General features: G+C 37.3%; 21 protein-coding genes and 1 pseudogene. 18 read left to right on the forward strand and 4 right to left on the reverse strand.

Annotation, left to right across the window (positions count from 1 at the left end):
• Positions 1-10 precede the first annotated feature (10 nt).
• Genes aroC through AMET_RS03245 form a run of 3 tightly spaced genes read left to right on the forward strand, consistent with a single transcriptional unit; the run spans position 11 to position 3,033 of the window.
• Positions 11-1,153, forward strand: coding sequence for a chorismate synthase (gene aroC / locus AMET_RS03235; protein ID WP_011971782.1), 1,143 nt, complete (start codon positions 11-13; stop codon positions 1,151-1,153).
• Entirely contained in the window at positions 1,129-2,199 is a 1,071-nt protein-coding gene (gene aroB, locus AMET_RS03240; RefSeq protein WP_011971783.1) for a 3-dehydroquinate synthase, read from the forward strand. Before aroC ends, aroB begins: the two co-directional genes overlap by 25 nt.
• Before the next feature lie 24 nt (positions 2,200-2,223).
• Positions 2,224-3,033, forward strand: coding sequence for a chorismate mutase (locus AMET_RS03245; protein WP_011971784.1), 810 nt, complete (start codon positions 2,224-2,226; stop codon positions 3,031-3,033).
• Positions 3,034-3,115: 82 nt separating this feature from the next.
• On the opposite strand, the gene argH is transcribed toward AMET_RS03245, so the two are convergent.
• The 3 genes from argH to AMET_RS03260 all read right to left on the reverse strand — a co-directional run bounded on the left by argH (position 3,116) and on the right by AMET_RS03260 (position 6,379).
• Positions 3,116-4,498: an argininosuccinate lyase gene (gene argH, locus AMET_RS03250; RefSeq protein WP_011971785.1), complete on the reverse strand. Its 1,383-nt coding sequence runs from the start codon at positions 4,496-4,498 to the stop codon at positions 3,116-3,118.
• On the reverse strand, positions 4,495-5,739 hold the full coding sequence (locus AMET_RS03255) for an argininosuccinate synthase (protein WP_011971786.1): 1,245 nt from the start codon (positions 5,737-5,739) through the stop codon (positions 4,495-4,497). The genes argH and AMET_RS03255 overlap by 4 nt, the downstream gene beginning before the upstream one ends.
• Positions 5,740-5,944: 205 nt before the next feature.
• On the reverse strand, positions 5,945-6,379 hold the full coding sequence (locus AMET_RS03260; protein ID WP_011971787.1) for a C40 family peptidase: 435 nt from the start codon (positions 6,377-6,379) through the stop codon (positions 5,945-5,947).
• 399 nt (positions 6,380-6,778) lie between these two features.
• Here AMET_RS03260 and AMET_RS03265 point away from each other — a divergent pair, with 399 nt between their 5' ends.
• From AMET_RS03265 to AMET_RS03295, 7 genes are all read left to right on the forward strand, one after another.
• A complete protein-coding gene (locus AMET_RS03265; RefSeq protein ID WP_011971788.1) occupies positions 6,779-8,269 on the forward strand; it encodes a sensor histidine kinase in 1,491 nt (496 codons plus the stop codon).
• The gene (locus AMET_RS03270; RefSeq protein ID WP_011971789.1) at positions 8,241-8,930 is read left to right on the forward strand and encodes a response regulator transcription factor; all 690 of its coding nucleotides are present in this window, start codon (positions 8,241-8,243) and stop codon (positions 8,928-8,930) included. The genes AMET_RS03265 and AMET_RS03270 overlap by 29 nt, the downstream gene beginning before the upstream one ends.
• Positions 8,931-8,995: 65 nt before the next feature.
• A complete protein-coding gene (locus AMET_RS03275) occupies positions 8,996-9,442 on the forward strand; it encodes a CBS domain-containing protein (protein ID WP_011971790.1) in 447 nt (148 codons plus the stop codon).
• Positions 9,443-9,543: 101 nt separating this feature from the next.
• Positions 9,544-9,843 carry a hypothetical protein gene (locus AMET_RS03280; protein WP_011971791.1) on the forward strand — a complete coding sequence of 100 codons (300 nt, stop codon included), beginning with the start codon at positions 9,544-9,546 and terminating at the stop codon, positions 9,841-9,843.
• A 248-nt stretch (positions 9,844-10,091) separates the two neighbouring features.
• Positions 10,092-11,417, forward strand: coding sequence for a methyl-accepting chemotaxis protein (locus AMET_RS03285; RefSeq protein ID WP_011971792.1), 1,326 nt, complete (start codon positions 10,092-10,094; stop codon positions 11,415-11,417).
• Between the two features lie 456 nt (positions 11,418-11,873).
• Positions 11,874-13,097: a M20 family metallopeptidase gene (locus AMET_RS03290; RefSeq protein ID WP_011971793.1), complete on the forward strand. Its 1,224-nt coding sequence runs from the start codon at positions 11,874-11,876 to the stop codon at positions 13,095-13,097.
• Positions 13,098-13,121: 24 nt separating this feature from the next.
• Positions 13,122-14,510, forward strand: coding sequence for a YfcC family protein (locus tag AMET_RS03295; RefSeq protein WP_011971794.1), 1,389 nt, complete (start codon positions 13,122-13,124; stop codon positions 14,508-14,510).
• A gap of 166 nt (positions 14,511-14,676) precedes the next feature.
• Here the strand turns inward: AMET_RS03295 and splB are convergent, their stop codons facing one another.
• Complete coding sequence (gene splB / locus AMET_RS03300; RefSeq protein WP_011971795.1) at positions 14,677-15,687, reverse strand: spore photoproduct lyase; 1,011 nt, start codon at positions 15,685-15,687, stop codon at positions 14,677-14,679.
• Positions 15,688-15,889: 202 nt separating this feature from the next.
• Between splB and prdR the strand changes: the two genes are divergently transcribed.
• From prdR to AMET_RS03350, 8 genes and pseudogenes are all read left to right on the forward strand, one after another.
• Positions 15,890-17,653 carry a sigma-54 dependent transcriptional regulator PrdR gene (gene prdR, locus AMET_RS03305; RefSeq protein ID WP_011971796.1) on the forward strand — a complete coding sequence of 588 codons (1,764 nt, stop codon included), beginning with the start codon at positions 15,890-15,892 and terminating at the stop codon, positions 17,651-17,653.
• A gap of 379 nt (positions 17,654-18,032) precedes the next feature.
• A complete protein-coding gene (prdC, locus tag AMET_RS03310; protein ID WP_198135384.1) occupies positions 18,033-19,319 on the forward strand; it encodes a proline reductase-associated electron transfer protein PrdC in 1,287 nt (428 codons plus the stop codon).
• A 44-nt stretch (positions 19,320-19,363) separates the two neighbouring features.
• Positions 19,364-21,253 (forward strand): D-proline reductase (dithiol) proprotein PrdA, encoded by a 1,890-nt coding sequence (gene prdA, locus AMET_RS03315; RefSeq protein WP_011971798.1) that lies wholly within the window; start codon positions 19,364-19,366, stop codon positions 21,251-21,253.
• 50 nt (positions 21,254-21,303) lie between these two features.
• On the forward strand, positions 21,304-21,564 hold the full coding sequence (locus AMET_RS03320) for a CBO2463/CBO2479 domain-containing protein (protein WP_011971799.1): 261 nt from the start codon (positions 21,304-21,306) through the stop codon (positions 21,562-21,564).
• Positions 21,561-22,289: a D-proline reductase (dithiol) protein PrdB gene (gene prdB / locus AMET_RS24775; protein ID WP_242661380.1), complete on the forward strand. Its 729-nt coding sequence runs from the start codon at positions 21,561-21,563 to the stop codon at positions 22,287-22,289. The genes AMET_RS03320 and prdB overlap by 4 nt, the downstream gene beginning before the upstream one ends.
• Before the next feature lie 87 nt (positions 22,290-22,376).
• A pseudogene (prdD, locus tag AMET_RS26415) lies at positions 22,377-23,621 on the forward strand (proline reductase cluster protein PrdD).
• Positions 23,622-23,623: 2 nt separating this feature from the next.
• On the forward strand, positions 23,624-24,628 hold the full coding sequence (locus tag AMET_RS03345; protein WP_011971804.1) for a proline racemase: 1,005 nt from the start codon (positions 23,624-23,626) through the stop codon (positions 24,626-24,628).
• 53 nt (positions 24,629-24,681) lie between these two features.
• On the forward strand, positions 24,682-25,557 hold the full coding sequence (locus tag AMET_RS03350) for a sulfite exporter TauE/SafE family protein (protein ID WP_011971805.1): 876 nt from the start codon (positions 24,682-24,684) through the stop codon (positions 25,555-25,557).
• The last annotated feature ends 224 nt before the right edge of the window (positions 25,558-25,781 follow it).

A 25,781-nucleotide genomic window follows, 5' to 3' on the forward strand; every position in this document is an offset into this window, starting at 1 on the left:
AGATGAGAATATGTTTCGATTACTGACGGCAGGAGAATCCCATGGAAAAAGTTTAGTAGGGGTGATAGAAGGATTTCCTGCAAATGTGAAAATAGATATAGAGGAAATCAACAGAGACTTGGGCCGAAGGCAAAGGGGCTACGGTCGAGGGGGTAGAATGAAAATAGAAAAGGATCGGGTGGAGATTTTATCGGGGGTCAGGGGAGGTAAAACCCTAGGCAGTCCAATTTCCTTCCTGATCGAGAACAAGGATTATGCCAATTGGGAGCCCTATATGAACCCCGAGGCTGTGGATGGAGAAGAAAAAAGGGTGACCCAGCCCCGTCCTGGTCATGGGGATCTAACAGGGACTCTTAAATATGGGTTTGATGATATTCGCAACGTTCTAGAAAGAAGTAGCGCCAGGGAAACAGCTGTAAGGGTAGCCATAGGGAGTCTGGCAAAACAATTGATGAGAGAATTTCATATCGAGGTGTATAGTCATGTGACGGCCATCGGTAGCGTATCCCTAGGGGAGCCAGTAGAAAATATAGAAAAAATCAAGAGAGCAGAGGATTCTGAAGTGAGATGTCTTGACCCAGAGGTAGAAAAGGCCATGATTGAGGAAATCAAAAGGGCTAAAGAAGAGGGAGACTCCCTAGGGGGCATTTTTGAAATTCATGTCACTGGTGTACCTAGAGGATTAGGAAGCTATGTTCAGTGGGACCATAAGCTAGATGCTAAGCTGGCCCATGCCCTTATGAGTATACAGGCAATCAAAGGGGTGGAGGTAGGCTGTGGATTTGACCAGGCCCAGAAAAAGGGTTCACAGGTTCACGATGAAATCTTTTTTAGTCAAGAAAAGGATTACTATCGAAAGACTAACTATGCAGGGGGTATAGAAGGGGGGATGTCTAATGGAGAAAACATCCACCTTAGATGTGCCATGAAACCCATACCCACTCTTTACAAACCCCTTCGGACTGTAGATATAGAAACAAAGGAAGCTGTCCTAGCCACAGTGGAGCGAAGCGATAGCTGTGCGGTTCCAGCGGCCTCCATTGTGGGGGAGATGGTAGCCATTACTGTTATTGCCCAAGAATTTTTAAAAAAATTCGGCTCAGATTCTTTAGAGGAGATTCGAAAAACATGGAAAAGTTATACATCAATTTAGATGAAAATAGTTATTGGATTTATATCGGGAAAGGATTGCTGCCAACCCTAGGAAAACATGTAGCCGGTGCAGACAAAATCCTACTCATTACCGATGAAAATGTAGAAAAATATTATGGAGATCAAATAACCCAGATAGTAGAGGGTCGTATTTTAGAAAAAGTGATCCTACGCCCAGGGGAACCAACAAAAAATCTTGGAAATGTAGGGCATTTGCTAGAGATTATGTTAGAGAAGGGTCTTACCCGAAGCTCCAAGGTGATTGCCCTAGGGGGTGGTGTCATCGGAGATATCGCAGGCTTTACGGCCTCTATCTATATGCGGGGAATTGATTTTATCCAAGTCCCAACAACCCTATTAGCCCAAGTAGACAGTAGTGTAGGAGGGAAAACTGGAGTCAATCTGGAACAGGGTAAAAATATGGTAGGAAGCTTTTATCAGCCCAAGGTTGTTGTGATTGACATCGATTTATTAAAAACATTGCCTCATAGAGAGTTGATTAGTGGCCTTGGTGAAATCATTAAATACGGTATTATTTATGATGGTGAGTTTTTTGATTACATCAATGAAAATCTATGGAATCTATTAGCCTTAGAAGAAACCGTGGTGACGAAGATAATCAAGCGTTGCTGTGAAATAAAAGCAGCCATTGTTTCACAGGATGAACAGGAGATGGGTGTAAGAAAAATATTAAATTTTGGTCATACCATAGGGCATGGTATAGAAGCCTTAACCCACTATGAGAAATACACCCATGGGGAAGCTGTCATACTAGGGATGTATTATGAGGCCCAAATAGCTAAAAATAGGGGTTATATAGATGAAAGTTACTTTAGAGACATAGAGATGATTATTAGAAAGACAGGGTTGGATTTAAATATAAGCCAATTTATATTAACGGACTTATTGGATGCCATGACAAAAGATAAGAAAAACAAAGGAGGCAAAATCTCATTTATTTTACCTAGGGGAAAGGGAAATGTTCAAGAGGTTTTGTTGACTCCAGAGGAGTTAGCTACTTTTTTATATACATATTTATATGTATAACTGAGCGTAAAGGTGGAGAATAGTTTGGAAATAATAGAGGAACTTCGAAAAGAAATTGATGAATGTGACCGCGTATTAATGAAAACATTTGAAAAAAGAATGGAATTGGTTATGAAGATTTTAGAAAATAAACGAAAAAATAACCTACCGATCTTCCATGCCCAAAGAGAGCAAGAGATAATGGAGAAAGCGTTGCGAAACATAAATGGGGAACAGTATGTACAGGAAGCAGAGCAGTTTTTGCAAGGAATCATGAAATTAAGTAGAAGTATACAGTCCAAAAATCTTTTTCCATATAATATTGTACTGGCAGGATTCATGGGGACGGGTAAATCTACTGTGGGGAGAGATTTATCTCAAAAGCTAGAGATGAGGTATGTGGACACAGATGCAATGATCGAAGAAAGAATGGGTATGACCATTAAAAAAATATTTAAAGAGTATGGAGAAGCATATTTTAGAAAGCTGGAAGAGGAATTGGTGGCAGAGGTGAGTCATCTTAAAAATACGATTATTTTCTGTGGTGGGGGTGTGGTTCTGAAGGGACAAAATGTCTCTAATTTAAAATTAAATGGAAGAGTGATACTGCTTCAAGCAGAGCCAGAGAACATTTATCAACGAATTAAACAAGATGATACAAGACCTGTACTTAAGGATCAGATGAGCCTAGAGGGTATAGAGAACCTATTAAAACAGAGAAATAAAGCTTATAGCGAATCTGCCGATATGGTAATACAAACTGATGATAAAACGGTAGATGAGATTAGTACTGAAATCATTACGAAGTTATACGCTATGAATCAGTCTTTCCAACAGAAGGAAGGCAAAAAATGAGACATAAAAAAAGAGGTAGATGATAATCATCTACCTCTTTTACATCAACATAACCCAAACTTTAAATATGGAATTTCCACATTTAAGAAAGAACCTCTTCAATAAAGACTCTAGCTTGATTCACCATAATCAAAACATTGGTAGGAGATGTGGAGCCCTGTGAAATTTTAGAGGCAACACAATTCTCGATTTGAATCACTTCAAGTATATCTTCTGTAAATGTTGGTGAAAAGTTTTGGAATTCATCTAAGGTTAAATCTTCAATGGTTTTGCTGGTTTGTACACAGTGCAATACCATTTTTCCAACGATTTCGTGGGCACTTCTAAAGGGAACCCCTTTTTTCACTAGATAATCAGCGACATCGGTGGCGTTCATGAAGCCTTCCTTTGTGGCCTTTTTCATGTTTTCTTTTTTAAAGGTGGTGCTTTTGATCATTTCATTAAAAATTTCTAAACAACCCTTTACATTATCTACTGTATCAAATAGAGGGATTTTATCCTCCTGCATATCCTTGTTATAGGCTAAAGGTAAAGCCTTCATCATGGTCATGATATTCACTTGGTTCCCATAGACTCGGCCGGTTTTTCCTCTGATTAATTCTGCAAGATCAGGATTTTTCTTTTGGGGCATAATGCTACTACCGGTGCTATAGGCATCATCCATTTCGATGAAGCCAAACTCTGCAGTATTCCAAATAATCAATTCCTCACAGAATCGACTGAGGTGCATCATAATGATGGAGGCAGTATTGTTAAATTCGATGATAAAGTCTCGGTCACTGACAGCATCTAATGAGTTTTCGCAGATGGCGTCAAATCCAAGCTCTTTTGCCAAGAAGACTCTGTCGGTGGCATAGGTGGTACCTGCTAAGGCACCAGCACCCAAGGGCATCACATTGACTCTCTTATAGCAGTCCAATAGTCGTTCGTGATCTCTTTTGAACATTTGGAAATAAGCCATAAAATGATGTCCTAATGTCACAGCCTGGGCTCTTTGAAGATGTGTATAGCCTGGCATAATGGTATCAACGTGTTTTTCAGCAATATCAGTAAATGTTATCAACAATTGCTTAATTAATTCACAGATTTCAAGGATTTCTTCTCGTAAATAGAGACGGATATCCACAGCCACTTGGTCATTTCGACTTCGTGCTGTATGGAGCTTTTTACCAACTTCTCCGATGGAATCGATCAAAAGCGTTTCAATGTTCATATGGATATCCTCTAGCTCTAATTGAAATTCAACTTTGCCCGCTTCAATATCAGCTAAGATGGATTGAAGTCCCTCTACAATTAGTTGTGATTCCTGCTTTGTAATGATGTTAGCGTGAGCCAGCATTTTTGCATGGGCAACACTGCCGGCTATATCGTATTTATACAGTTTTTGATCAAATTCGATGGATGCGTTAAATTGATCTACAAGTGCAGCTGTATTTTTGGAAAAACGCCCACCCCATAGTTTCATATGATTTTCTTTTCCTTTGCCTCACCTTGTAGCTTTTCCTCAAGCATTAAGGCACGAATGGTTAATGGTAGGGCAAATAAGTTTATAAATCCTTCAGCATCCTGTTGGTTATAAACATGGTCTTCTCCAAATGTAACAAAGTCCTCATTGTATAGAGAGAAAGGAGAAGCGGAAGCAACAGCCGTACAATTTCCTTTGTAGAGCTTTAATTTAACTTGGCCTGTCACAAACTCTTGTGTACTATTAACGAATTGATCTAGTGCATCTTTCAGTGGTGTATGCCAAAGACCATCATAAACCAACTGTGCATATTTTACAGAAATGCCCTTCTTAAAGCTTGTGGTATCTCTGTCTAATGTTAATTTTTCTAATGCCTTATGTGCTGCAAATAATAGGGTACCACCTGGTGTTTCGTAAACCCCACGGGATTTCATTCCAACTAGACGATTTTCAACAATATCAATAATGCCTACCCCATGGGCGCCACCAAGTTTATTTAATGTAGTCAGCATGTCAATCGGTTCGTATTTGACACCGTCAACTGCCACAGGAATTCCTTTGTAAAATTCAAGTTCAACATAGGTAGGTGTATCCGGTGACTTTTCAGGGGACACACTGAGCTTATAGATAGTATCATCATGCTCATTCCATGGATTTTCAAGATTACCACCCTCATGGCTAATATGCCAAATGTTTTCATCACGGCTATAAATGTCTTTCTTTGTAACGGGGATTGGAATCCCATGCTGTACTGCATAATCAATGCAATCTTCTCTAGATTTTAAATCCCATGTTCTCCAAGGTGCAATGATTTTAAGATTTGGATTCAATGCCTTAATCGTAGCTTCAAATCGTACTTGATCATTTCCTTTGCCAGTGGCTCCGTGGGCAATGGCAACAGCCCCTTCTTTTTCAGCGATTTCTACTAGTTTTTTCGAAATCAATGGTCTTGCAAAGGAAGTACCTAATAAGTAATCATCTTCATATACAGCGCCGGCCTTAAGGGTAGGGAATATATAATCAGTAATGAATTCTTCAGTGACATCAACAATATAAGCCTTAGAAGCACCGGTTGCCAGGGCCTTCTTTTTAATAGCTGCAAAATCCTCTGTTTGCCCGACATTCACACAGGCCGCGATGACCTCATAGCCATAGGTTTCTTCTAACCATTTAAGTATCACGGAAGTGTCTAAGCCTCCAGAATAAGCTAATACAACTTTTTTCTTGTTTTTTGTTTCCATATTGAAAACCTCCTCGACTTTATCTTAAATCCTATTATAACAAAAAAATAGAATTATGCAATATAAATATGCAAATTAATTAATAAATATACATAAAAAATAAATAATATGTCATGAAATAAAAAAAAACACCTAATTGATCTAGGTCAATAGAGAAACCTAGGACAAAAAGACGTTTTAAAATTTATGAATTTACTGGATATCATTACGTAACCAGACGAATTCCCCCTCGGAACTTTACTTTCCAATAGCCGTGGATTGAGCTGATTTTAAACCCTCTCGTCAGCATCACATGGGCAAATTCATTGGAGTTGATCATGATTCCTGTATGAGTCACAACACCTCTGTTGATCGCAAAATATACTAGATCTAAAGTCTGGAGAGACTCGAAAGGAACAGATTCTCCATCTAGACTCTGTAATCCTCTTAAATATCTCTCGGGATCATATCGATACCAGTTAGATTTAACATCAAAGCCATCTCCTGAGGGAAGGTCGATCCCAAATTCTTTGTAAACCAGAATCAAAAATCCCAAGCAATCTAGTCCTTCTTCTAAAGAGCGGCCATTATGTCGGAATCGTGCATATCTAAAATTTTCAACTAAAGAATTTAATTTATCTTCGTCATATTTTGTTATCATATAATCATCCCTTTTATTATTAAAGTTTTTTTACAAATTTTATTCTAGATTAATTCTCATTCTAGTTTATGAAAATGAGAGACAATTGGTGTTTTATAAAAAAATTCACCACGGATATGCTTAAATATGAAAAGGGAAGAAGGAACATGTTTTTCAAGCTATTGCCATTGCCAATGCCGATACAGTATTTCAAGAGGGAGGATCCATTATTCATCATTTAGTTGAAGGATTAGAAATACATCGAAGGTAAATAATTAATAAACATTTAATAATTTGTTTAATCACAGTTCATAAATATAAATTATAATAGTAGTATACAGGAAACTTAATTTAGCACGAATGGATAGGATGCATAATAGATAAAAAAAGGTGCAACACATTAGAAAAGAGGATTAACCTATGACCATTAAGTGGAGACTGAGAATTTCATACATTGCTATGCTGATCATTCCATGTATACTCATGCTGATTGGAGGATGGCTCCTTAGTGAAGTGCTGGATTATGGTGGGAATTATGAGCTTTTAGAAAATCATAATCCCCTAGAGAAAACCTTAGATATAAGCCAACAGATGCTAGGTGTCATTAATAGACAAATACTAGAGGATCCTGACCAGTTAGCTAATCAGGATTATATTAAACAGTTAGAAAGTGGGGTTGCCCTCAGTAATGCAGGTATGATTATTAGAAAGGATGACGAAATCATTCATGTGCCGGAATTTTTAGAGGAAAGAAAAAATGAGATTACATTACTCCCCTTTAAAGGCGAAGGAATACAGGGCGAATCTATTTTAGGTAATCCCAAAGAGATGATCCAGATGCGACTGTATGATTTTTATTTTTCCGATAGTAGTGAAGGAAGTGTGTATTTAGTGGTAAACACACTGCCGCTGAGAGCAGGACTGCTAAAACTCCGAAAGCTATTCACAATCTTCTCATTACTTGCCTTGGGATTGACCAATGGAATTTTAACTATTTTAGTCTATAGAAGTATTATTACTCCTTTGAAGGAATTGCAATATGCTTCTAATGAAATTAGGGAAGGCAATTTAGACTATACAATTGATAACCACTTTCACGATGAGTTTGGAGAAGCCATTAAATCCTTTGAGGGAATGCGGGGAAAATTAAAGGAATCTTTAGAAAGTCAGCAACAGTATGAGGAAAACCGTAAAATATTAATTTCAAATATCTCTCATGATTTAAAAACACCAATCACATCGATCAAAGGATATATTGAAGGAATTAAGGATGGTGTGGCAGATACTCCGGAAAAGATGGATAAATATATAGGAACCATCTATAAAAAAGCAGAAGATATGGATCACTTGATTGAGAATTTATTTCTTTTGTCAAAGCTAGATCTACAAAAGCTTCCCTTTGATTTTAAAGTCTTTGATATTGTGGGCTATCTGAAGGATATTGGGGAGGAATTAAATTTTGATCTAAAGAAAAAACAAATACAGTTATCATTAAAGCTCCCAGAGGAGAATATAATGATCAATGCAGATGGAAATAACTTGAGAAGAGTCATTACAAATGTCGTTGATAATTGTATTAAATATGCAGATCGCACACCAATTGAAATTCATTTAACCCTAAAGAATCGGAAGGAAGATGTACTGGTAGAGATCCAAGATAATGGAAGGGGAATTTCCAAGGAAGCATTGCCCCATATATTTGATGATTTTTATCGAGCGGACCCTTCAAGAAATGCCAATACTGTAGGGAGTGGATTAGGTCTGGCCATTTTCAAGAAAATAATTGAAGAGCATGATGGAACGGTTTGGATTGAAAGTGAAGTCAACCAAGGGACTCGCGTATACTTTACCCTCCCCAAATATGCTAGAGAGGAGCAGACAGATGAAAAAGATATTGATTCTAGAAGATGACATTAGTATTGCTGAACTACAACGAGATTATTTAGAAATTAATCAATTTGATGTGGATATTGAAGCAAGAGGAGATGAAGGATTACAAAGAGCCTTAAATCATGACTACGATTTGATTATATTAGATATTATGTTACCCGGTAAGGATGGTTTTGAGATCTGCAAGGAAATTAGACTCACTAAGAATACGCCTATATTGCTGGTTTCTGCGAAAAAAGAAGATATCGATAAAGTTAGAGGGCTTGGTTTAGGGGCTGATGACTATATGACAAAGCCATTTAGTCCTAATGAACTGGTGGCTAGGGTAAGGGCGCATATTGCTCGCTTTGAAAGACTGACTTCAAATGAAGACATTCATAAAGGACTGATTCAGGTAGGTGAAATATCCATTGAACAATTATCACGGAGCGTTTTTGTCAATCAAAAAGAAACAAACTTAACCACTAAGGAATTTGATTTATTATATTTGCTTGCACAGAACCCACAGCGGGTATTTAGAAAAGAAGAACTCTTTGAAACCATTTGGGGATGGGATTCATTTGGTGATATTTCTACTGTGACAGTGCACATTCGAAGAATTAGAGAAAAAATAGAAAGAGATCCCTCCAATCCTAAATACATTGAAACCATTTGGGGCGTTGGGTATAAATTTAGGGCTTAGTATGGCGACGTTATTGGATCCTTGACTTATGAATTAAGTCTCATTTTATTAGGGAGGAACATGATATGAATATTGCTTTTTTTCTGACACCAAAAAGGGAGACCATTTATTTAACTGAAGATGCCACCATGAGGCAAGCATTAGAAAAAATGGAACACCATCGATACTCAGCAGTTCCAATTGTAGATCAAGCAGGAAGATATATAGAAACCATGACCGAAGGAGATTTGCTTTGGAAGCTAAAAAATACGAAAGACTTAACCCTGAAGGATACAAATAAAGTGAAAATAAAGGAAGTTTCAAAATATATGGATGTGAAACCAGTTTTGATTAATGCTAAGGTAGAAGACTTGGTACATTTAATCATCAATCAAAATTTTGTGCCGGTTGTAGATGATAATGGTGTGTTTATTGGCATTGTAAAAAGAAGCACAATCATCACTTATTTTTCTGATTTGATTGTTGGTAACTTTGATGATAAAATTGCTATGAAGCATTTAGCTTATGGGTAGTCACTAGACCATAGGGTGAATACCGTTGATAGCATCGGATTAGCATGTTATCTTTACATTCGTTTAAGGCGTTATTATTTGGGAAAAAGGAGGGACAATTGATGGATTTCATGATGAGTATGGTAAGAATTATGGTTATATTTTATATGGTCAGAATGATATTTAGTGCATTTTCAAGAAGAAAGAATGGTAGGGCTGAAGTAGAAAAAGAAAAGGATGCAGCTCATATTAATCGTGTCACAGAGGAACAGCAAGAAAAGACCGCCATTGAGACGGTATATGATAAAGTATGTGATGTGTATCTGCCTAAAGACAAGGCATATCAAGTGGTAGAACAAGAGGGGACACAGTATTTTTGTAGCTGGGATTGTCGACAACAGTATATTCATCAGAAAAATTAAAAAGATAAGATAAGACATAAAAAAAACTCTTAAGGGAGAATACATTCCCTTAAGAGGTTTTTTATGCTTTAAATTAAGAAACAGTTAATACTTTGTTTAATAGGAGTTTAGAATTATCCATTATAATTAAATTGTAACAAGATAAAAATAAGTAAAAGATCTGTGGGGAAATTGAACGAGGAGAATAGAGCTAGCCAATTAAATAATAGGTATTGGCTAAACACAAAAATAGTTTGGGGGAGTATAAGATGATAGAGTCAGCTAAGGTAAATCAGGAAGGATTAATTGAAAAGTTAAAAAGCAAAATGAATATTAGAGTTAAATTAATGGCAACGATTGTTGTACTAATTTCCATTGTACTTGTGATATGGACAGTTTTTACCGTAGGCTTTCAAGCCTATTTAATGCAGTATTTTAGTATCGGGATGTTCAACTTTGTTGCAGCTTTAACGAGTATTGCTTTCGGGGCATTGGGTTCTCGTTATATTGTACATAAATTTCTAAAAAAACCATTAGATGAACTCAATGAATTTGCAAATCGATTAACCAATAATGATTTTACAGCCCGAGTTGAACTGCAGTCCAATGATGAATTTCAATCCTTGGCGGAGTCTCTTAATTATGCGATTGATCATAGTAGACTTATTTTAAAGGATTCGGCTGAATATTCAAAGGAGTTAAACGCATCTGGAGAAAAACTATCTAGCATGTCCAATAAAATAGCAGATCAAATTAGAAGTGCTAATAGTAGAGTGCAAAATATCGTAAAGGGAATGGAAGAAAACAATGCCTCTATTGAAGAAGTGACCGCATCAACACACGAAGTTGTAGAAAAAACACGGGTATTTGTTAGAAAAGCCCAGGCGGGGCATCAATTTACCAAAGAAATCTCACAAAGAGCTAATCAATTAAGTAATAATGCTGAGGAGTCAGCAGAAATCACTAAAAAAATGTATGAGGAAAAACAAAGAGACATTGGTCATGCTCTTGAAAAAGGACAGGTGATTTTAGAAATTAATAAAATGTCTAGCGATGTTTCATCTATTGCACAACAGATAAACCTATTGGCACTCAATGCAACCATTGAAGCGGCTCGGGCAGGAGAGCATGGCCGTGGATTTGCAGTGGTAGCTGAAGAGATTCGAAAGCTAGCAGAACAGTCTCAAAACACTGCAGCAGGAATACAAGGGGTAACAGCAGATGTGGAATCATCTTTTCGTTCTATTTCACAGAGTACTGAAGATGCCATGGGTTTTATACTTGAAAAAATCTCTGAAGATTATGAGTTACTTAAACAAACAAGTAAACAGTATACTGAAGATGCCAACATGATGAATCAATTGGTGCAAGATTTTTCAAACAATAGTGAAGATACTTTGGTAGCCTTTGAAAATATTAATCAAGCCGTTGAAGCAGTTGCCACTACCGTAGAAGATGGATTCTTAAGCTCACATGAAATCTCTCAAGATATTGCTCAAGTTAGTGTAGCTACAGATGAAGTGACAATGATTGCCAGTAGTCAAAGAGAGCTGGGGGAATCGTTAAAAAAGATGACAGAGAAGTTTAAAGTATAAAACTGACGAGGAGTGAGCTAAAGGATGTTTTTTGATCCAAGGATGATGACAGTAATTAGAAATAGAAGATAGAAAATAAAAAAGAGAAAAGAGAAAAGAGAAAAGAGAAAAGAGAAAATGGAACAATCCCCTAGTAGTGAAAGGGGATTGTTCCATTTTATATGAAAATTTTAAAGAAAAGCAGCAGGAATGTCCGCCATAGTCCTGGCTATTGGTAGAATTCCTTGGAAGAGAGACATAAGTACTGACTTATATTACATAAGGTTAAGTATAGGGAGAAAACCAGATTTAGCCACTTATACTTTAACTTTTGAGCCAATTACTTAGTTTGTTTTATTCAAAAAGATTAGGGATGATCACCATGAAGTAGGACGTTGTATGTTACATGTGATTATATGTTTACACGTATAAACGCATGTAAGATGTAATCCATGAGATAAGGAGATGAAAAGGGTGATGGCAGTAGAAAAAACAAAGAAATTATCGGAATATTCTAACGCTTTCCAAGGGTTTGTAAGCAGTGCCGAGGTAGTTGAACTGACTAAAACACTAATCAGCATAGAAGGACATAAGGAGGTAGAGACCCAGGAGCTTGAGATTGCACTATGGATCCACCAATATTTTGAAGAACGAGGAATTGAAAGCTTTATGGAAATGGTGGAGACCAACCGACCCAATGTGTATGCATGCATCAATGGAGATGAGGATGAAGTGGCATTGATGCTAAGTGGTCATACGGATACAATTCCTGGATTTCAGATGAACTATGAGCCATTTGAACCATTTGTTAAGGATGGAAAGCTATATGGACGGGGTTCTGTAGATATGAAGGGTGGTATTGCAGCGATGATGGTTGCCCTCTTAGCCATAAAAAGGGGAAAAATACCTTTGAAAAAATCTGTGGTTTTTGCAGGGGTGATTGATGAGGAACAGGCGTCCAAAGGAACAGAGGACATTATCAAATCAGGGAACATGAAACCAGCTTTAGTTGTCATAGGGGAACCCACTCAATTAAATGTTGCCATTGCCCATAAAGGAATGGAGTGGATTGAGGTAACTTTTAAAGGTAAGGCAGGTCATGGGAGTCGTCCCTATGAAGGAATTAATGCTCTTTACACAGCAACATGTTTTATAGAGATGATCAGAAAGGAATTAGCACCAAAAATCGAAAAAAAGACCTATGCACTTTTGAGAAATGGAACGATTAATGTAGGTGTCATTGCCGGTGGAGATGATCCAAATATCATCCCAGATAAATGTGTTGTTAAAATAGATCGTAGGTGGTTGCCAAGTGAGACACTAGAAGGAATTTATGAGGAATTGAAGGAACTAGCAGAAAGAGCGGTAAGTGAAGTTGGAGGAAGTTTTTCTATGAGGAGCATGGAAGAAGAAACAGCTTCTTTAAAGAATACTCCCCATGCTATTGATGAAGCACATCCCTTGGTAATCGAAGCATTAAAGGTAGTAGAGGAAGTGACAGGCAAAAAAACCAAGGCGACTGATTTTCCAGGATGGAGTGACGCAGCACTTCTAAGTAGACACTTAGGGACAGAGGGCATTGTTTTAGGGCCGGGAAATATTCAACAGGCCCATGCAAATGATGAATTCTGTAGTATCGCTGAGATTTATCAGGCTGCAGAAATATATTACCGATTAATCATAAAGTTTTGTTGTGAATAAAAAATATAAAAAGGGGTGTTATCAATGAAAAAATTCACGATACCGCATACCTATGTATTGTTATTTTTTGTGATTGTAGTTGCAGTGGTCATGACCTATATTGTACCGGCTGGACAGTTTGATAGGGCGGAGGACCCCGATACGGGACGTATTTTTGTTGTTACAGATAGCTTTGAATATGTAGAGCAATCACCAGTATCTCCCTTTGGTTTATTTCAAGCGATTCCGAAAGGGATGGTTCAAGCATCCATGATTATTTTCTTTGTTTTAATGATTGGTGGGGCATTTGGAATCATACAATCCACAGGAACCATTGATGCGGGGATTGGGACTGTGGTAAAAACCATGGCGGGTAGGGAGAAACTCATTATCCCCATTGTTATGTTTATCTTCTCACTAGCAGGGGCGATGCTAGGGATCGCCGAGGAGGTACTACCCTTTTATCCAATTATGATTGCCTTAGCCATTGCATTAGGATTTGACTCTATCACGGGAACTGCCATGATCTTATTAGGGGCAGGAGCTGGATTTGCAGGAGCCTTTGCCAATCCCTTTACAGTGGGAATTGCCCAGGGGATTTCTGGACTTCCTTTATTCTCGGGTTTGGCCTTTAGAATTGTGGCCTATGTACTGATATTAGGGTCATCTATTATTTATGTTTACCGATATGCCACAAAGATTCAAGGAAATCCAGAGCTCAGCGCCACCCGAGAGGAAGACCAAAACAGAAGCTATCAGCTGGATTTAAATGATTTGCAAGAGATGACAGGAAAGCATAAGGCAGTAATGGCCGTTCTTGGTGTTGGAATGATCCTATTGGCATTGGGCGTGGGATTGTGGGGATTCTATATTAATGAGTTGACAGCATTATTCTTAGTGATGGGAATCACGGCGGGACTTGTTGGGGGACTCAGCATGAATGGAATCGCAGAAGAGTTTATTAAGGGAGCCCAAGATTTAGTCTATGGGGCATTGATTATTGGATTAGCGACTTCCATTATGGTTGTTATGCAAGAAGGAAATATCTTAGATACAGTCATTTATTCCTTGGCTAATCTTGTGCAAGGATTACCTACTGTATTAAGTGCAATTGGTATGTTTTTTGTTCAAACCCTAATTAATATTTTTGTACCTTCAGGAAGTGGGCAGGCAGCGGTATCGATGCCTATCATGGCTCCAATGGCTGATGTTGTGGGGATTACCAGACAAACAGCAGTGTTAGCATTCCAATTCGGAGATGGATTTACCAATGTCATTAGTCCTACATCGGGATACTTCATGGCAGCACTGGCCATCGGTGGAATCAGATGGGAAAAATGGGCGAAATGGATGTTCCCCCTCTTCTTAATTTGGTCAGCAATTGGAATCGTTCTTATTTCTATAGCAGTTCTGATTGATTATGGACCATTTTAACTTAATAGTATTGAACATAAGTAAATAGGAAATAAAGTAGGCAACCTGTACAAATTTACATCAAGAAGAGTGAGTCTAAACATATTATAGAAATGAAAAAATATTGAAACTCCCAGGACTAAAGTTGTGGGAGTTTCAGTAAATCTATTTATATGTACAACGTTAATTAAGTGAAATATTCAATCCTACCATTGGGAAATAAATCTTTGATGAGTCCTGTTAAATAGTCTCTCATATAATCACTTTTTTCCTTTGGATAAACATACTTAAATTGGCCATAGGGACCCCATTTTAACTTTCGAGATTCCTCATCTAAATTTAACTTCGTGTTAGGGAAACGCTGTAGGATAAGGTCCTTGGCTTTGGAGGTGAATCGATGTTGAATCAGTTCAAAGCCAATGGGCTTTTCATAATCCTTTAAAGCTAAGCTCAGTTCCTCAAGGAGATCCTTGTAGTCCTTTTCCCAATGGTCATAAAGCATAATTGGTGCAATAATAAAGCCTAGGGGATAATTGGCATGGGCAATTTTTTTTGCTCCTTCAACTCGTTCATGTGCGCTGGAAGTATGATGTTCGAAATTTTTAATCACCCATTGGGTGTTGATTGTAAATCGAAAAGTTGTATGACCATTATGAGGGAGCTTTAGGTAAGGATCAACATGATCAAATTTTGTAACCAGCCGTAGGCGTCCATGGGAGCTCTCTCCAAAATACGTAATGCACTTTTCCAAGGCTCTTGTAATATGATCAAGACCTACTGGATCAGTAATGCTGGCGGCCTCGAATGTTGTTATATTAGGCTTATTCCCATCTATATATTCTTGTATATTTTCAAGAATTTCTTCGATATTAACGAAAAGCCGCATATAAGGTTTTTCTCCCTGGGTTGTTTGTAAATAACAATATTCACAATGGCCTGGGCAGGAGCTTGATAAAGCAAATTGATAATCAGCCGATGGTTTACATTGTTGAAGCTTTTTCTGTTTTGACACCGTTAATAAAATTGTCTTTTTTGCTTTAACATAGTTCTTAACTGGGGAGTCGGTATCAATAGAGACCCGATTAGATTCGATAATGGGTACGCCAAGAGATTTTAAATATTGATAGGCTTCATTACCTAAAGGGTGCTTTAAAGCTTGGGGGTTAATGTAAGCAACTTCAGGAATAAATAGGTCCACAGAACAGCCCTCCTTAAAGGATATTGTGTTGAATCTTATTTGATATAATATTATTGTGTAACTTTAAGGAAACTTTATACGAAAAATACCTTGAAGCTTTATAAAATAGTGGTTATCATTGTATTATGAATAAGTATTGTATTTTATAAAAGAAGAGTATAGCCCTAAGAGGTAGATGCTACTTTAATCCTGGAGGGATTCCATGTTTTTTGATCAGTTAGATAATTATACTGTTAGGGATATTATGAGTACCGATGTTTTGAAAATCCATCATAGATCATCTAGAATGGAAGCCATTAGAAAGATGCTAGAACATAATGTAGAGGAGATTATTATATACAACGATGAAGAAAAGGTAGTAGGTGTGCTTACTTTCAAAGATATTATGAGACCTGTAAAATTTGAAAGGGACCTAGAAATCCAATTAGAAAGCCATGAAGTACAAGAAGTGTTGGATATAAGCGAAGGGGCCAAGGCAATTGAAGCGCGGAATTTAATGCGAAGAGAAAAAATAGGACGATTGCCTGTTACAAAAAATGATGAAGTGATTGGGATCGTTAGAACAAAGGATATTTTAGATAAAGTATATTCTAAAATTGATGAAATGCATGAGGCCTTAGGACATATTATACACAATCTTCATGAAGGGGTATGTGTTGTTGACAAGGATGGAATCGTAATGCTGTGGTCGGATACAGCAGAGAAACTTTATAGAGTAAAATCAAAAGAGCTTTTAGGGAAAAAATTGGAGTCGTTTTTTCCCACTGCTTTATTGCTTACAGTACTTAAATCTGAAAAACCGATTAGAAATGTTTATCACAGTCCTAGGGATAAAAGTTATGCGATTATAAGTGCAGTGCCGATATATATTAATGGTGAACTTGTGGCTGCGGTTTCAACTGATCGGGATATAACAGAAACCGCTAACTTATCTGTTGAATTAGAGACAACGAAGGAAAAGCTTGATTATTTACAGATGGAAGTAAATAAAATAAACGAAAATCAGTATTCCTTTGATAAAGTTTTAGGTAAAAGTCAAGTGATAAAAGAAAAAATAGATAAAGCGAAACAAGTAGCTTCTACCAATAGTAGCGTGTTGATTGGTGGCGAGAGTGGAACAGGAAAAGAAGTTTTTGCAAGGGCCATTCATCAGGTCAGTGGAAGAAAGGGACCCTTTGTAGCAATAAATTGCAGTGCCATACCAGAGAATCTTTTTGAAAGTGAAATTTTTGGTTATGAAGGAGGCGCTTTTACAGGTGCTTTGAATAAAGGGAAAATAGGAAAGGTTGAATTAGCTGAGAACGGGACGCTATTTCTAGATGAAATAGGGGACATGCCCTTATATATGCAAGCAAAACTCTTGAGAGTGCTGCAAGAAAAGCAGATTGTACGAGTTGGAGGAGAAAAACCTGTTGACGTAGATGTAAGAATTATTTCTGCCACCCATAGAAACTTGAAAACAATGGTGATGGAGGGTAAATTCAGAGAAGATTTATTTTATAGATTGAATGTGGTCAATATACAATTACCTAGTTTGAAATATAGGGTAGAAGATATACATATATTTTTAAATCAATTCATGGCAGAATTTTGTAAAGAAAATAACCTGTCTATTCCCAAAATTAGTATGGAGGTATTTCATACACTGATGAACTATGATTGGCCAGGAAACATTAGAGAGCTTAAAAATACGGTGGAACATTTAGTGGTATTTTCTAAAAATGGAGAAATAATAATGAGTAGCATACCAGAGCACATATTAGAGAAGATAGGAGATTCACAGTATGTAGATACTCCGGAAAACTATGATCTACAGGAAAATATAAAACATATAGAAACTGTTACAATTAGAAAGGCCATGGAGGTAGTAAATGGGAATAAAATGCAAGCGGCTAAGCTTTTAAATATTCCTAGGAGTACTTTATATTATAAAATAAAATTTTATAATATAAAGGAATATTTATAGATGAATGAGCGTGATGTTGTTTGTGTATAAACAAACTTTCGAGGGAAAGTGTCAGTCAGTTGACGGTAGTCAGCAGGTTGACACTTTTTGATTTTCATATGAAATTAGTATGATTGTTTAAATTTAGGGATTTATGCTGCTGAATTCAATTGATTTAAGTCGAAAATACGGAAAAATGTCAGTGAGCTGACGCATTTGTTAAAATATTATCTTAACGAATTTTTTCGTTGCGAAGCTAGTAGAAAAATGTAGAAAAATGTAATTCAATAATACCAATGGGTTCAGCTGTATCTATAGAAAAAAACAATAGTTGTTTTGGATTCCCATGAAAGTTGGCATAACAGTTGCAAGTATAGAGTGGCAGAAGGAGGTGAGGTAAATGAATATCGTCTTACCATTAAAACAACATGTAGGTGCACCGTGCAAGCCACTGGTGAAAACAGGTGATCTAGTCAAAAAAGGACAATTGATTGCTGTGCCAGAGGGCTTAGGTGCCAACATACATGCCAGTATATATGGAACTGTTGATCGTATTAATGAAGAATGCATTATCATTACTCCTGATAAACAGCAACCAGAAGCATATATAAAGATTAAGGAAACCAAGGACAATCTAAAGGCCATTGAAGAAGCTGGAATTGTAGGAGCTGGAGGCGCAGGGTTTCCTGCCCATATAAAACTGAATACGGATCTGAAGGGTGGATATGTTATTGTCAATGGTGCTGAATGCGAACCACTTTTAGCACATAACTTGAAACTAATGGAGGAAAGCCCAGAGGTCATTATTAGAGGGATTAAATATATCATGGAAATTACCAATGCAGCTAAAGGATATATCGCTGTAAAGTCAAAATATAAAAAGGCAGTCAGGGGACTCAAAAAAGCCTGTACAATTGAAACAGGTATAGAAGTTAAGTTCTTACCTGATATATATCCTTCGGGAGACGAAAGAGTGATTATAAGAGAACTTTTAGGTGTTGTATTAGAGCCTGGGAAGTTGCCATTAGAAGCTGGAGCAGTCGTGCAAAATGTAGAAACCATAAAGCATATTGTGAATGCCATAGAATTGAGAAAACCATTTATTACGAAAGACATTACTGTAGCAGGACGTGTGCAGAGTGGTAGAAAAGGCAAAGTCTTTTTAGATGTGGCATTAGGAGAACCAGTAGGTAAATATATTGAGCTTTGTGGCGGTTATGTAATGCCCTATGGCGAGATAACCCTAGGGGGACCCTTTACAGGTAGTGCCGGCAATGAAAAGACCCCCATTACGAAAACCTTAGGTGGCATTTTAGTTTCTATGCCTTTTCCACAAGAAACAAGAAAGATGGGGATCTTAGCTTGTGAATGCGGCGCTCAGGAAGAAAGATTAAGGGAAATTGCAAATGCTATGGGGGCAGAAGTCATAGCAGCAGAAAAATGCAAACGAATGGTAGAAATAAACGGAAGATATCGTTGTGATAAACCAGGGGAGTGTCCTGGTCAGGCAGAAAAGATTTTAAGTATGAAGAAAAAAGGAATACAAGTATTATTAACTGGAACCTGCGGCGACTGAACTAACACAGTGATGAATGTAGCTCCTAGGTTAGGAGTTCCCACTTACCACAGTACGGATCATGTACTTAGAGCAACAGGCGAAAGACTAATAAGAAGAACTGAAGAGTAAAAAGTAAAAAGTAATTTTAAACATATAGATAGGAGGCGATTTACATGGCAATAACTGTAGAAACTGCAAAGGAACATATGAATGATCTAGCGATCGTATGTTGTAGAACACAAGCAGGAACGATTATTGAAGCAAGTCATTTAGAAGACCCAGCAATTTTTGCTGACTTAGAGGATTCTGGTCTAATCACAATTCCCGACAACTGTTTGAAAATCGGAGAGGTATTGGGTGCAAAATTAGTGAAAACAATTGATTCCTTAGTTCCACTGACACCAGACTTGTTAGAAGATATACAAGTGATGGCAGCAGATGAAAAAAAGGTAGAAGAAAAAGTAGTTGAAGAAGCAAAATCTGTACCAATGGCTCAGGCTGCACCAGTAGTACAGACAATAGGTGGGGTTGTAAAGATTCATATAGGAGAAGGTAAGAATATTAACCTTGAAATACCAATTGGATTAGCCGGAGGTATGGCCACAAATAATCAACCTGCTGTAGCACCTGAAGCAAATACAACTACGGTAAAAGCAGAAGAAATGAATACAGAAGTTGGACAATCACAGGAAGCAAAAGAAATGAGAAGACTTGTTAAAAAGCATTTTAAAATTGACAAGGTGGCCTTTGGTCCTGAAACGAAAATTGATGGAACAACACTTTATATTAGAGAAAATGTGTGTGATGATGCTGTCAAGATCAGTGATCTTGTCACATCTATTAAGATAGATATCATCACTCCTGATGATTATGATAAATATAGTGAAACGATTATGGATGTTCAGCCTATCGCGACTAAAGAACCAGAAAACAAACTAGGTCAAGGGATTACCAGAGTGATCGATGGCGTGGTAGTAGTGGTAACGGGAACAGATGAAGCTGGTGTGCAAATTGGTGAGTTTGGATCCTCTGAGGGTGTCCTAAGCAAAAATATTATGTGGGGAAGACCAGGAGCACCAGATAAAGGTGAGATCTTCATTAAGACTGAAGTTGTGATTAAAAAGAATACAAATATGGAAAGACCTGGTCCATTAGCTGCACACAAGGTAACGGACTTTATCACACAAGAGGTTAGAGAAGCTTTAAAGAATGCTGATGAAAGTTTAGTTACTGAAAAAGAAGAATTAGTGCAATACAGAAGACCAGGAAAGAAAAAAGTAGTGATTGTGAAAGAAATTATGGGTCAGGGTGCAATGCATGACAACTTAATCCTACCAGTAGAGCCTGTAGGCGTTATTGGGTCAAAAGCCAATGTAGACTTAGGGAATCTTCCGATCATGCTTTCACCACTAGAAGTATTAGATGGAGGAATTCATGCACTAACCTGTATAGGGCCTGCTTCTAAAGAGAATTCTAGACATTATTGGAGAGAACCTTTAGTAACAGAAGTAATGAATGATGAAGACGTGGATCTTGCAGGTGTTATATTTGTAGGTTCACCTCAGGTTAACTCAGAGAAATTTTATGTTTCTGAAAGACTAGGAATGACAATCGAAGCCATGGACGTAGACGGTGCATTCATTACAACAGAAGGGTTTGGAAACAATCATATTGATTTTGCTAGTCATCATGAACAAATTGGTATGAGAGACGTTGCTGTAGTTGGTATGTCCTTCAGTGCGCAACAGGGTGCGTTAGTAGTAGGAAACAAATATATGAAGTATATGATCGATCATAATAAATCAGCTCAAGGAATTGAAAATGAAATTCTTTCAAATAATACATTGTGTAAAGAGGACGCAGTTAGAGCACTTGCAATGTTAAAAGCTGTTATGGCAGGTGAGGAAGTAAAAGAGCCTGAAAGAAAGTTTAATCCAAATGTAAAAGAAAACAATGTAGATATGATTGAACAACAAACAGGCAAAGAGCTTGAGTTAGTACCAAATGAGCAAATACTAGAAAAAAGTAAAAAAAGAATGGAAATCTACGAAGTAGAAGCGTAAGCAGCAACAAAGGCGTAAAGTAGTTACTCTATAAATGAAAAGGTGATTTCATGAAGTATGGCGATAAGATCATTTATATGGAAGGTATTATAGTAGAATTACATGATGGTTCTGTATCCATTGATTTTAAAGGTAGACTAGGATTTTTAAAAGTACCGATGCGTATGATCATCAATGATCATCCCTTGAAAATAGGGCAAGAAATAGGGTTGAATATGAGCTTTGTAGAGGTATTAAGTGAAAGCGTAAATGAAGAGTATGTTAGTAATATAGAAAAAAGAAAGAAAAAAGAAGAGGAGGCAAAAGGATGACTAATATGACAGTAGTAAAAGGTCTTCAGTCAGAAATATTTGTACCTATTACGCCGCCACCTGTTTGGACACCGGTAGAAAAAGAACTTAAAGATATGAAGGTGGCCTTGGTAACGGCAGCAGGAGTACACATGAAATCTGACAAGAGGTTTAATTTAGCAGGTGATTTTAGCTTCAGAGTAGTTGCTGGAGACGCACCAATAGAGGATATTATGGTGTCTCATGGTGGATATGATAATGGAGATGTCAACAAAGACATTAACTGCATGTTCCCAATCGATAGAATGAGAGAATTGGCAGAAGAAGGCTTTATTAAAGCGATCTCTTCTGTGAACCACGGTTTCATGGGTGGTGGTGGAGATCAAACGAAATTCAAGGAAGTAACTGGCCCTGAAATTGCGAAACAATTAAATGAAGAAGGTGTAGATGCAGTTCTTCTAACAGCTGGCTGAGGTACCTGCCACCGCTCTGCAGTTATTGTGCAGAGAGCGATAGAGGAATCGGGGATTCCTACAATCATTATTGCTGCTCTACCTCCAGTAGTTAGACAAAATGGTGCGCCAAGGGCAGTTGCTCCGTTGGTACCAATGGGTGCAAATGCTGGAGCACCAAATGACAAAGAAATGCAAAGAGGAATTGTAATGGATTCATTAAAACAGCTGATTGAAATTCCTAGTGCTGGTAAGATCGTACCATTGCCTTACGAATATGTTGCAAAGGTATAATAGATTAAAGTATAAAAAATAACGGGTCTACTACCTATTCTCTCTTTTGAGGGTAGGTAGACTCCCGTAACAAGTAAGGTGATCAATATGTCAACGGAAGAAAAAATTTTCAGAAGACTTGTCATAAAAACATATCATGTGGAAAATATCTGTGTAGCAGATAAAGTGACCATTACTGGAAAGTCCCTCACTATTTCTTTAGATAAGTTTGATAAAAAATTATCAAATTCCTCGTACATCAAGGGATTAGAGATTGAAATTATTGAGCCAGGTCAACATGACAGATGGACAAACAGTATTATGGATATCATTCCCATATCAACTAAGGTTTTAGGAAAACTAGGAGAAGGTACCACCCATACCTTGACGGGGGTATATGTTATGCTGACAGGAATCGATGAAATAGGTAAGCAGGTTGCCGAATTTGGATCTTCTGAGGGAATTTTGAAGGAAAAGCTTTATTTGAATCGAGCGGGGACACCTTCTCAAGGGGATTACATTGTATCTTTTAATGTCACCTTAAAGGCTGGAGAAGGAAGTAACAGAAGGGCAATTATGGAGACTCATAAATTATGTGATGTTTTCATTCAAGAAATAAGGAATGTACTTAAAACAATAGATAGTAAATCCCATACAGAAAAACATGTATTTTATGATAAAAGTCGATTCAATAAGAAAAAGGTTGCTATTGTCAAGCAAGTAGCGGGACAGGGTGCCATGTACGATAATCAAATATTGCCAAATGAACCCAGTGGATATAGTGGTGGAAGGTCGATGATTGATTTAGGCAACACACCCACGATACTGACTCCAAATGAGTATAGAGATGGAGCACTGAGGGCAATGACATAAAGAAGGTGATGAGATATGGGGATTGGACCATCCACAAAAGAAACAACGCTACATCATTTTAGAGATCCACTTTTAGATGTGGTTTCTAATGATGAAGATATCGATTTGTTGGGGGTTATTATCGTTGGAACTCCTCAGAACAATGAAGATAAAGAATTTGTTGGCAAACGGACAGCTACATGGCTAGAGGCTATGAGAGTAGACGGTGCCATTGTGTCGGTAGATGGGTGGGGAAATAGTCATGTTGACTATGCCAACACCATTGAAGAAATTGGTAAAAGAGGCATACCAGTAGTGGGACTGAGCTTTATTGGAACACAGGCAAAATTTGTAGTAGAAAATCAATATATGAATACCATAGTAGATTTCAATAAATCAGAAAAAGGCATAGAAACAGAAGTTGTAGGAGAGAACAATGCAGACTATTTAGATGCTAAAAAAACGTTGGCGTTTTTAAAGCTAAAAATGAGGGAGGGGTAACAATGAAGTTTAGTAATAGTATCCATACTGTTGATTCCCACACGATGGGAGAGCCTACTCGAATTGTAGTAGGAGGATTACCAAGAATCCCTGGTGCAACAATGGCAGATAAGAAATCATATTTAGAGAAAAATTTAGATTATATGAGGACCGCTTTAATGCATGAACCTAGAGGACATAATGATATGTTTGGTTCAATTATTACGACTACTACAGATGAAGAAGCGGACTTTGGTATTATTTTTATGGATGGTGGCGGATATTTAAACATGTGCGGTCATGGGTCCATTGGTGCAGCTACAGTAGCTGTAGAATCTGGTATGGTAGTTGTTGAAGAGCCTTTTACCCATATTACAATGGAATCTCCAGCAGGGTTAATAAAAGGAAAAGTTAAGGTGGAAAATGGAAAAGCCAGGGAAGTATCAATTGTTAATGTACCTTCTTTTCTCTACAAAAGAGATGTAGAAATTGAAGTGCCTCAAATAGGAAAAGTAACACTAGACATATCCTTTGGAGGAAGCTTCTTTGCCATTATAGATGCAAAACAATTAGGTGTTAAGGTAGAAACAAGTCAGTCAGATGTTTTACTAAAACTTGGCTTACAAATACGAGATATTGTTAATAAAACCATTAAGGTACAGCATCCAGAGAAAGCTCATATCAACACAGTGGATTTAGTTGAGATTTATGACGAAGCCTCTCATCCAGAAGCCCATTACAAAAATGTTGTTATCTTTGGACAAGGACAGCTAGACCGTTCCCCATGTGGAACAGGAACAAGTGCTAAATTAGCGACACTTTATGCTAAAGGAATGTTGAAAGAAAATGAAGAGTTTGTTTATGAAAGTATTACTGGAACATTATTTAAGGGAAGAGTATTAGAAACAACAAAGGTAGGAGAAATAGATGCGGTTATTCCAGAGATCACTGGAAGTGCATATATTACTGGATTTAATCATTTTGTAATCGATCCTGAAGATCCATTGAAATACGGCTTTTGTGTATAACTCATAAAGTTTTTTTAAGTAATAATTATAAATAATAAAAGGGGGCTTTAAAAATGTTAGCAAATGTTGTTTTAGGGATATTAGGACTTATGGCTGTATGGTTTTGTTTGGTTTGGTTGAAGGGCCTAAAGAAAGAAGAATCTGTGGCTCCGACACCTCATTTATTTACAGTAGGATTTGTAACGAATTTCTTTGATACCCTAGGGATTGGGTCTTTTGCTCCCACTACCGCTTGGTTTAAAGGAGCAGGACTTGTTAAGGATAGAATTATACCAGGAACATTAAATGTGGGACATACTTTGCCAGTAATTGTAATGTCATTTATTTTCATTCAAAGAGTAGAGGTTGAACCACTAACCCTTGCTTTAATGCTTGCTGCAGCGGTTATCGGAGCATACTTAGGTGCAGATATCGTGTCTGGACTACCTGAGAGAAAAGTACAGCTAGGAATGGGAATTGCACTATTAATTACAGCAGGTTTTATGTTATTAGGAAGACTTGATTTGATGCCAGCTGGTGGCGATGCCATCGGATTAAGTGGTACGCGTTTAATTATTGCAGTGGTTGCAAACTTTTTTCTTGGAGCTTTAATGACTTTAGGAATTGGTCTTTATGCACCTTGTATGGCACTAATTTATGCATTAGGAATGAGTCCAATCGTTGCATTTCCAATCATGATGGGTTCTTGTGCATACCTTATGCCAACGGCTAGTGTGAAATTTGTAAAAAATGGTGCATTAAATACTAAGGCTGCTGTAGGACTTGCACTTGGTGGAATACCAGCAGTATTTATTGCTGCATATCTAGTAACAGGGCTGCCGATGAATGTTCTTACGTGGTTGGTAATTGCTGTTATTTTATATACAGCGGTTACAATGCTTAGATCGGGAATGAAGCCAAGCGTAGAGGCAGAACCAGTAGGAAAATAAATAAGATAGATGTAAATAGAATAAATCATTTTGAGTGATGATCACCCCATTTTACAAATTTAACTTAGACCACCGGTTATTAATTTGTAAAGAGGGGTGATTTCAAAAAAAGAAGTAGATATTTGAATCAGACAGTTAGAAGTATAAATTACAAAAAATAGGATAAAAATTGCTTGACACTTGATATTATATTGTATATAATTTGTTTTAACTATAAAATAGTA

Source organism: Alkaliphilus metalliredigens QYMF, assembly GCF_000016985.1.
Taxonomy (GTDB): Bacteria; Bacillota; Clostridia; order Peptostreptococcales; family Natronincolaceae; genus Alkaliphilus_A; species Alkaliphilus_A metalliredigens.

Bases quoted from the DNA above. Each gene is read 5' to 3' on its own strand.
- AMET_RS03285 (WP_011971792.1), top strand. From the start codon at position 10,092: ATGATAGAGTCAGCTAAGGTAAATCAGGAAGGATTAATTGAAAAGTTA.
- prdA (WP_011971798.1), top strand. From the start codon at position 19,364: ATGGCAATAACTGTAGAAACTGCAAAGGAACATATGAATGATCTAGCG.
- AMET_RS03275 (WP_011971790.1), top strand. From the start codon at position 8,996: ATGAATATTGCTTTTTTTCTGACACCAAAAAGGGAGACCATTTATTTA.
- aroC (WP_011971782.1), top strand. From the start codon at position 11: ATGTTTCGATTACTGACGGCAGGAGAATCCCATGGAAAAAGTTTAGTA.
- AMET_RS03270 (WP_011971789.1), top strand. From the start codon at position 8,241: ATGAAAAAGATATTGATTCTAGAAGATGACATTAGTATTGCTGAACTA.
- AMET_RS03260 (WP_011971787.1), bottom strand. From the start codon at position 6,379: ATGATAACAAAATATGACGAAGATAAATTAAATTCTTTAGTTGAAAAT.
- AMET_RS03345 (WP_011971804.1), top strand. From the start codon at position 23,624: ATGAAGTTTAGTAATAGTATCCATACTGTTGATTCCCACACGATGGGA.
- argH (WP_011971785.1), bottom strand. From the start codon at position 4,498: ATGAAACTATGGGGTGGGCGTTTTTCCAAAAATACAGCTGCACTTGTA.
- AMET_RS03280 (WP_011971791.1), top strand. From the start codon at position 9,544: ATGGATTTCATGATGAGTATGGTAAGAATTATGGTTATATTTTATATG.
- AMET_RS03350 (WP_011971805.1), top strand. From the start codon at position 24,682: ATGTTAGCAAATGTTGTTTTAGGGATATTAGGACTTATGGCTGTATGG.
- AMET_RS03265 (WP_011971788.1), top strand. From the start codon at position 6,779: ATGACCATTAAGTGGAGACTGAGAATTTCATACATTGCTATGCTGATC.
- AMET_RS03255 (WP_011971786.1), bottom strand. From the start codon at position 5,739: ATGGAAACAAAAAACAAGAAAAAAGTTGTATTAGCTTATTCTGGAGGC.
- AMET_RS03290 (WP_011971793.1), top strand. From the start codon at position 11,874: ATGGCAGTAGAAAAAACAAAGAAATTATCGGAATATTCTAACGCTTTC.
- AMET_RS03320 (WP_011971799.1), top strand. From the start codon at position 21,304: ATGAAGTATGGCGATAAGATCATTTATATGGAAGGTATTATAGTAGAA.
- prdR (WP_011971796.1), top strand. From the start codon at position 15,890: ATGTTTTTTGATCAGTTAGATAATTATACTGTTAGGGATATTATGAGT.
- AMET_RS03295 (WP_011971794.1), top strand. From the start codon at position 13,122: ATGAAAAAATTCACGATACCGCATACCTATGTATTGTTATTTTTTGTG.
- aroB (WP_011971783.1), top strand. From the start codon at position 1,129: ATGGAAAAGTTATACATCAATTTAGATGAAAATAGTTATTGGATTTAT.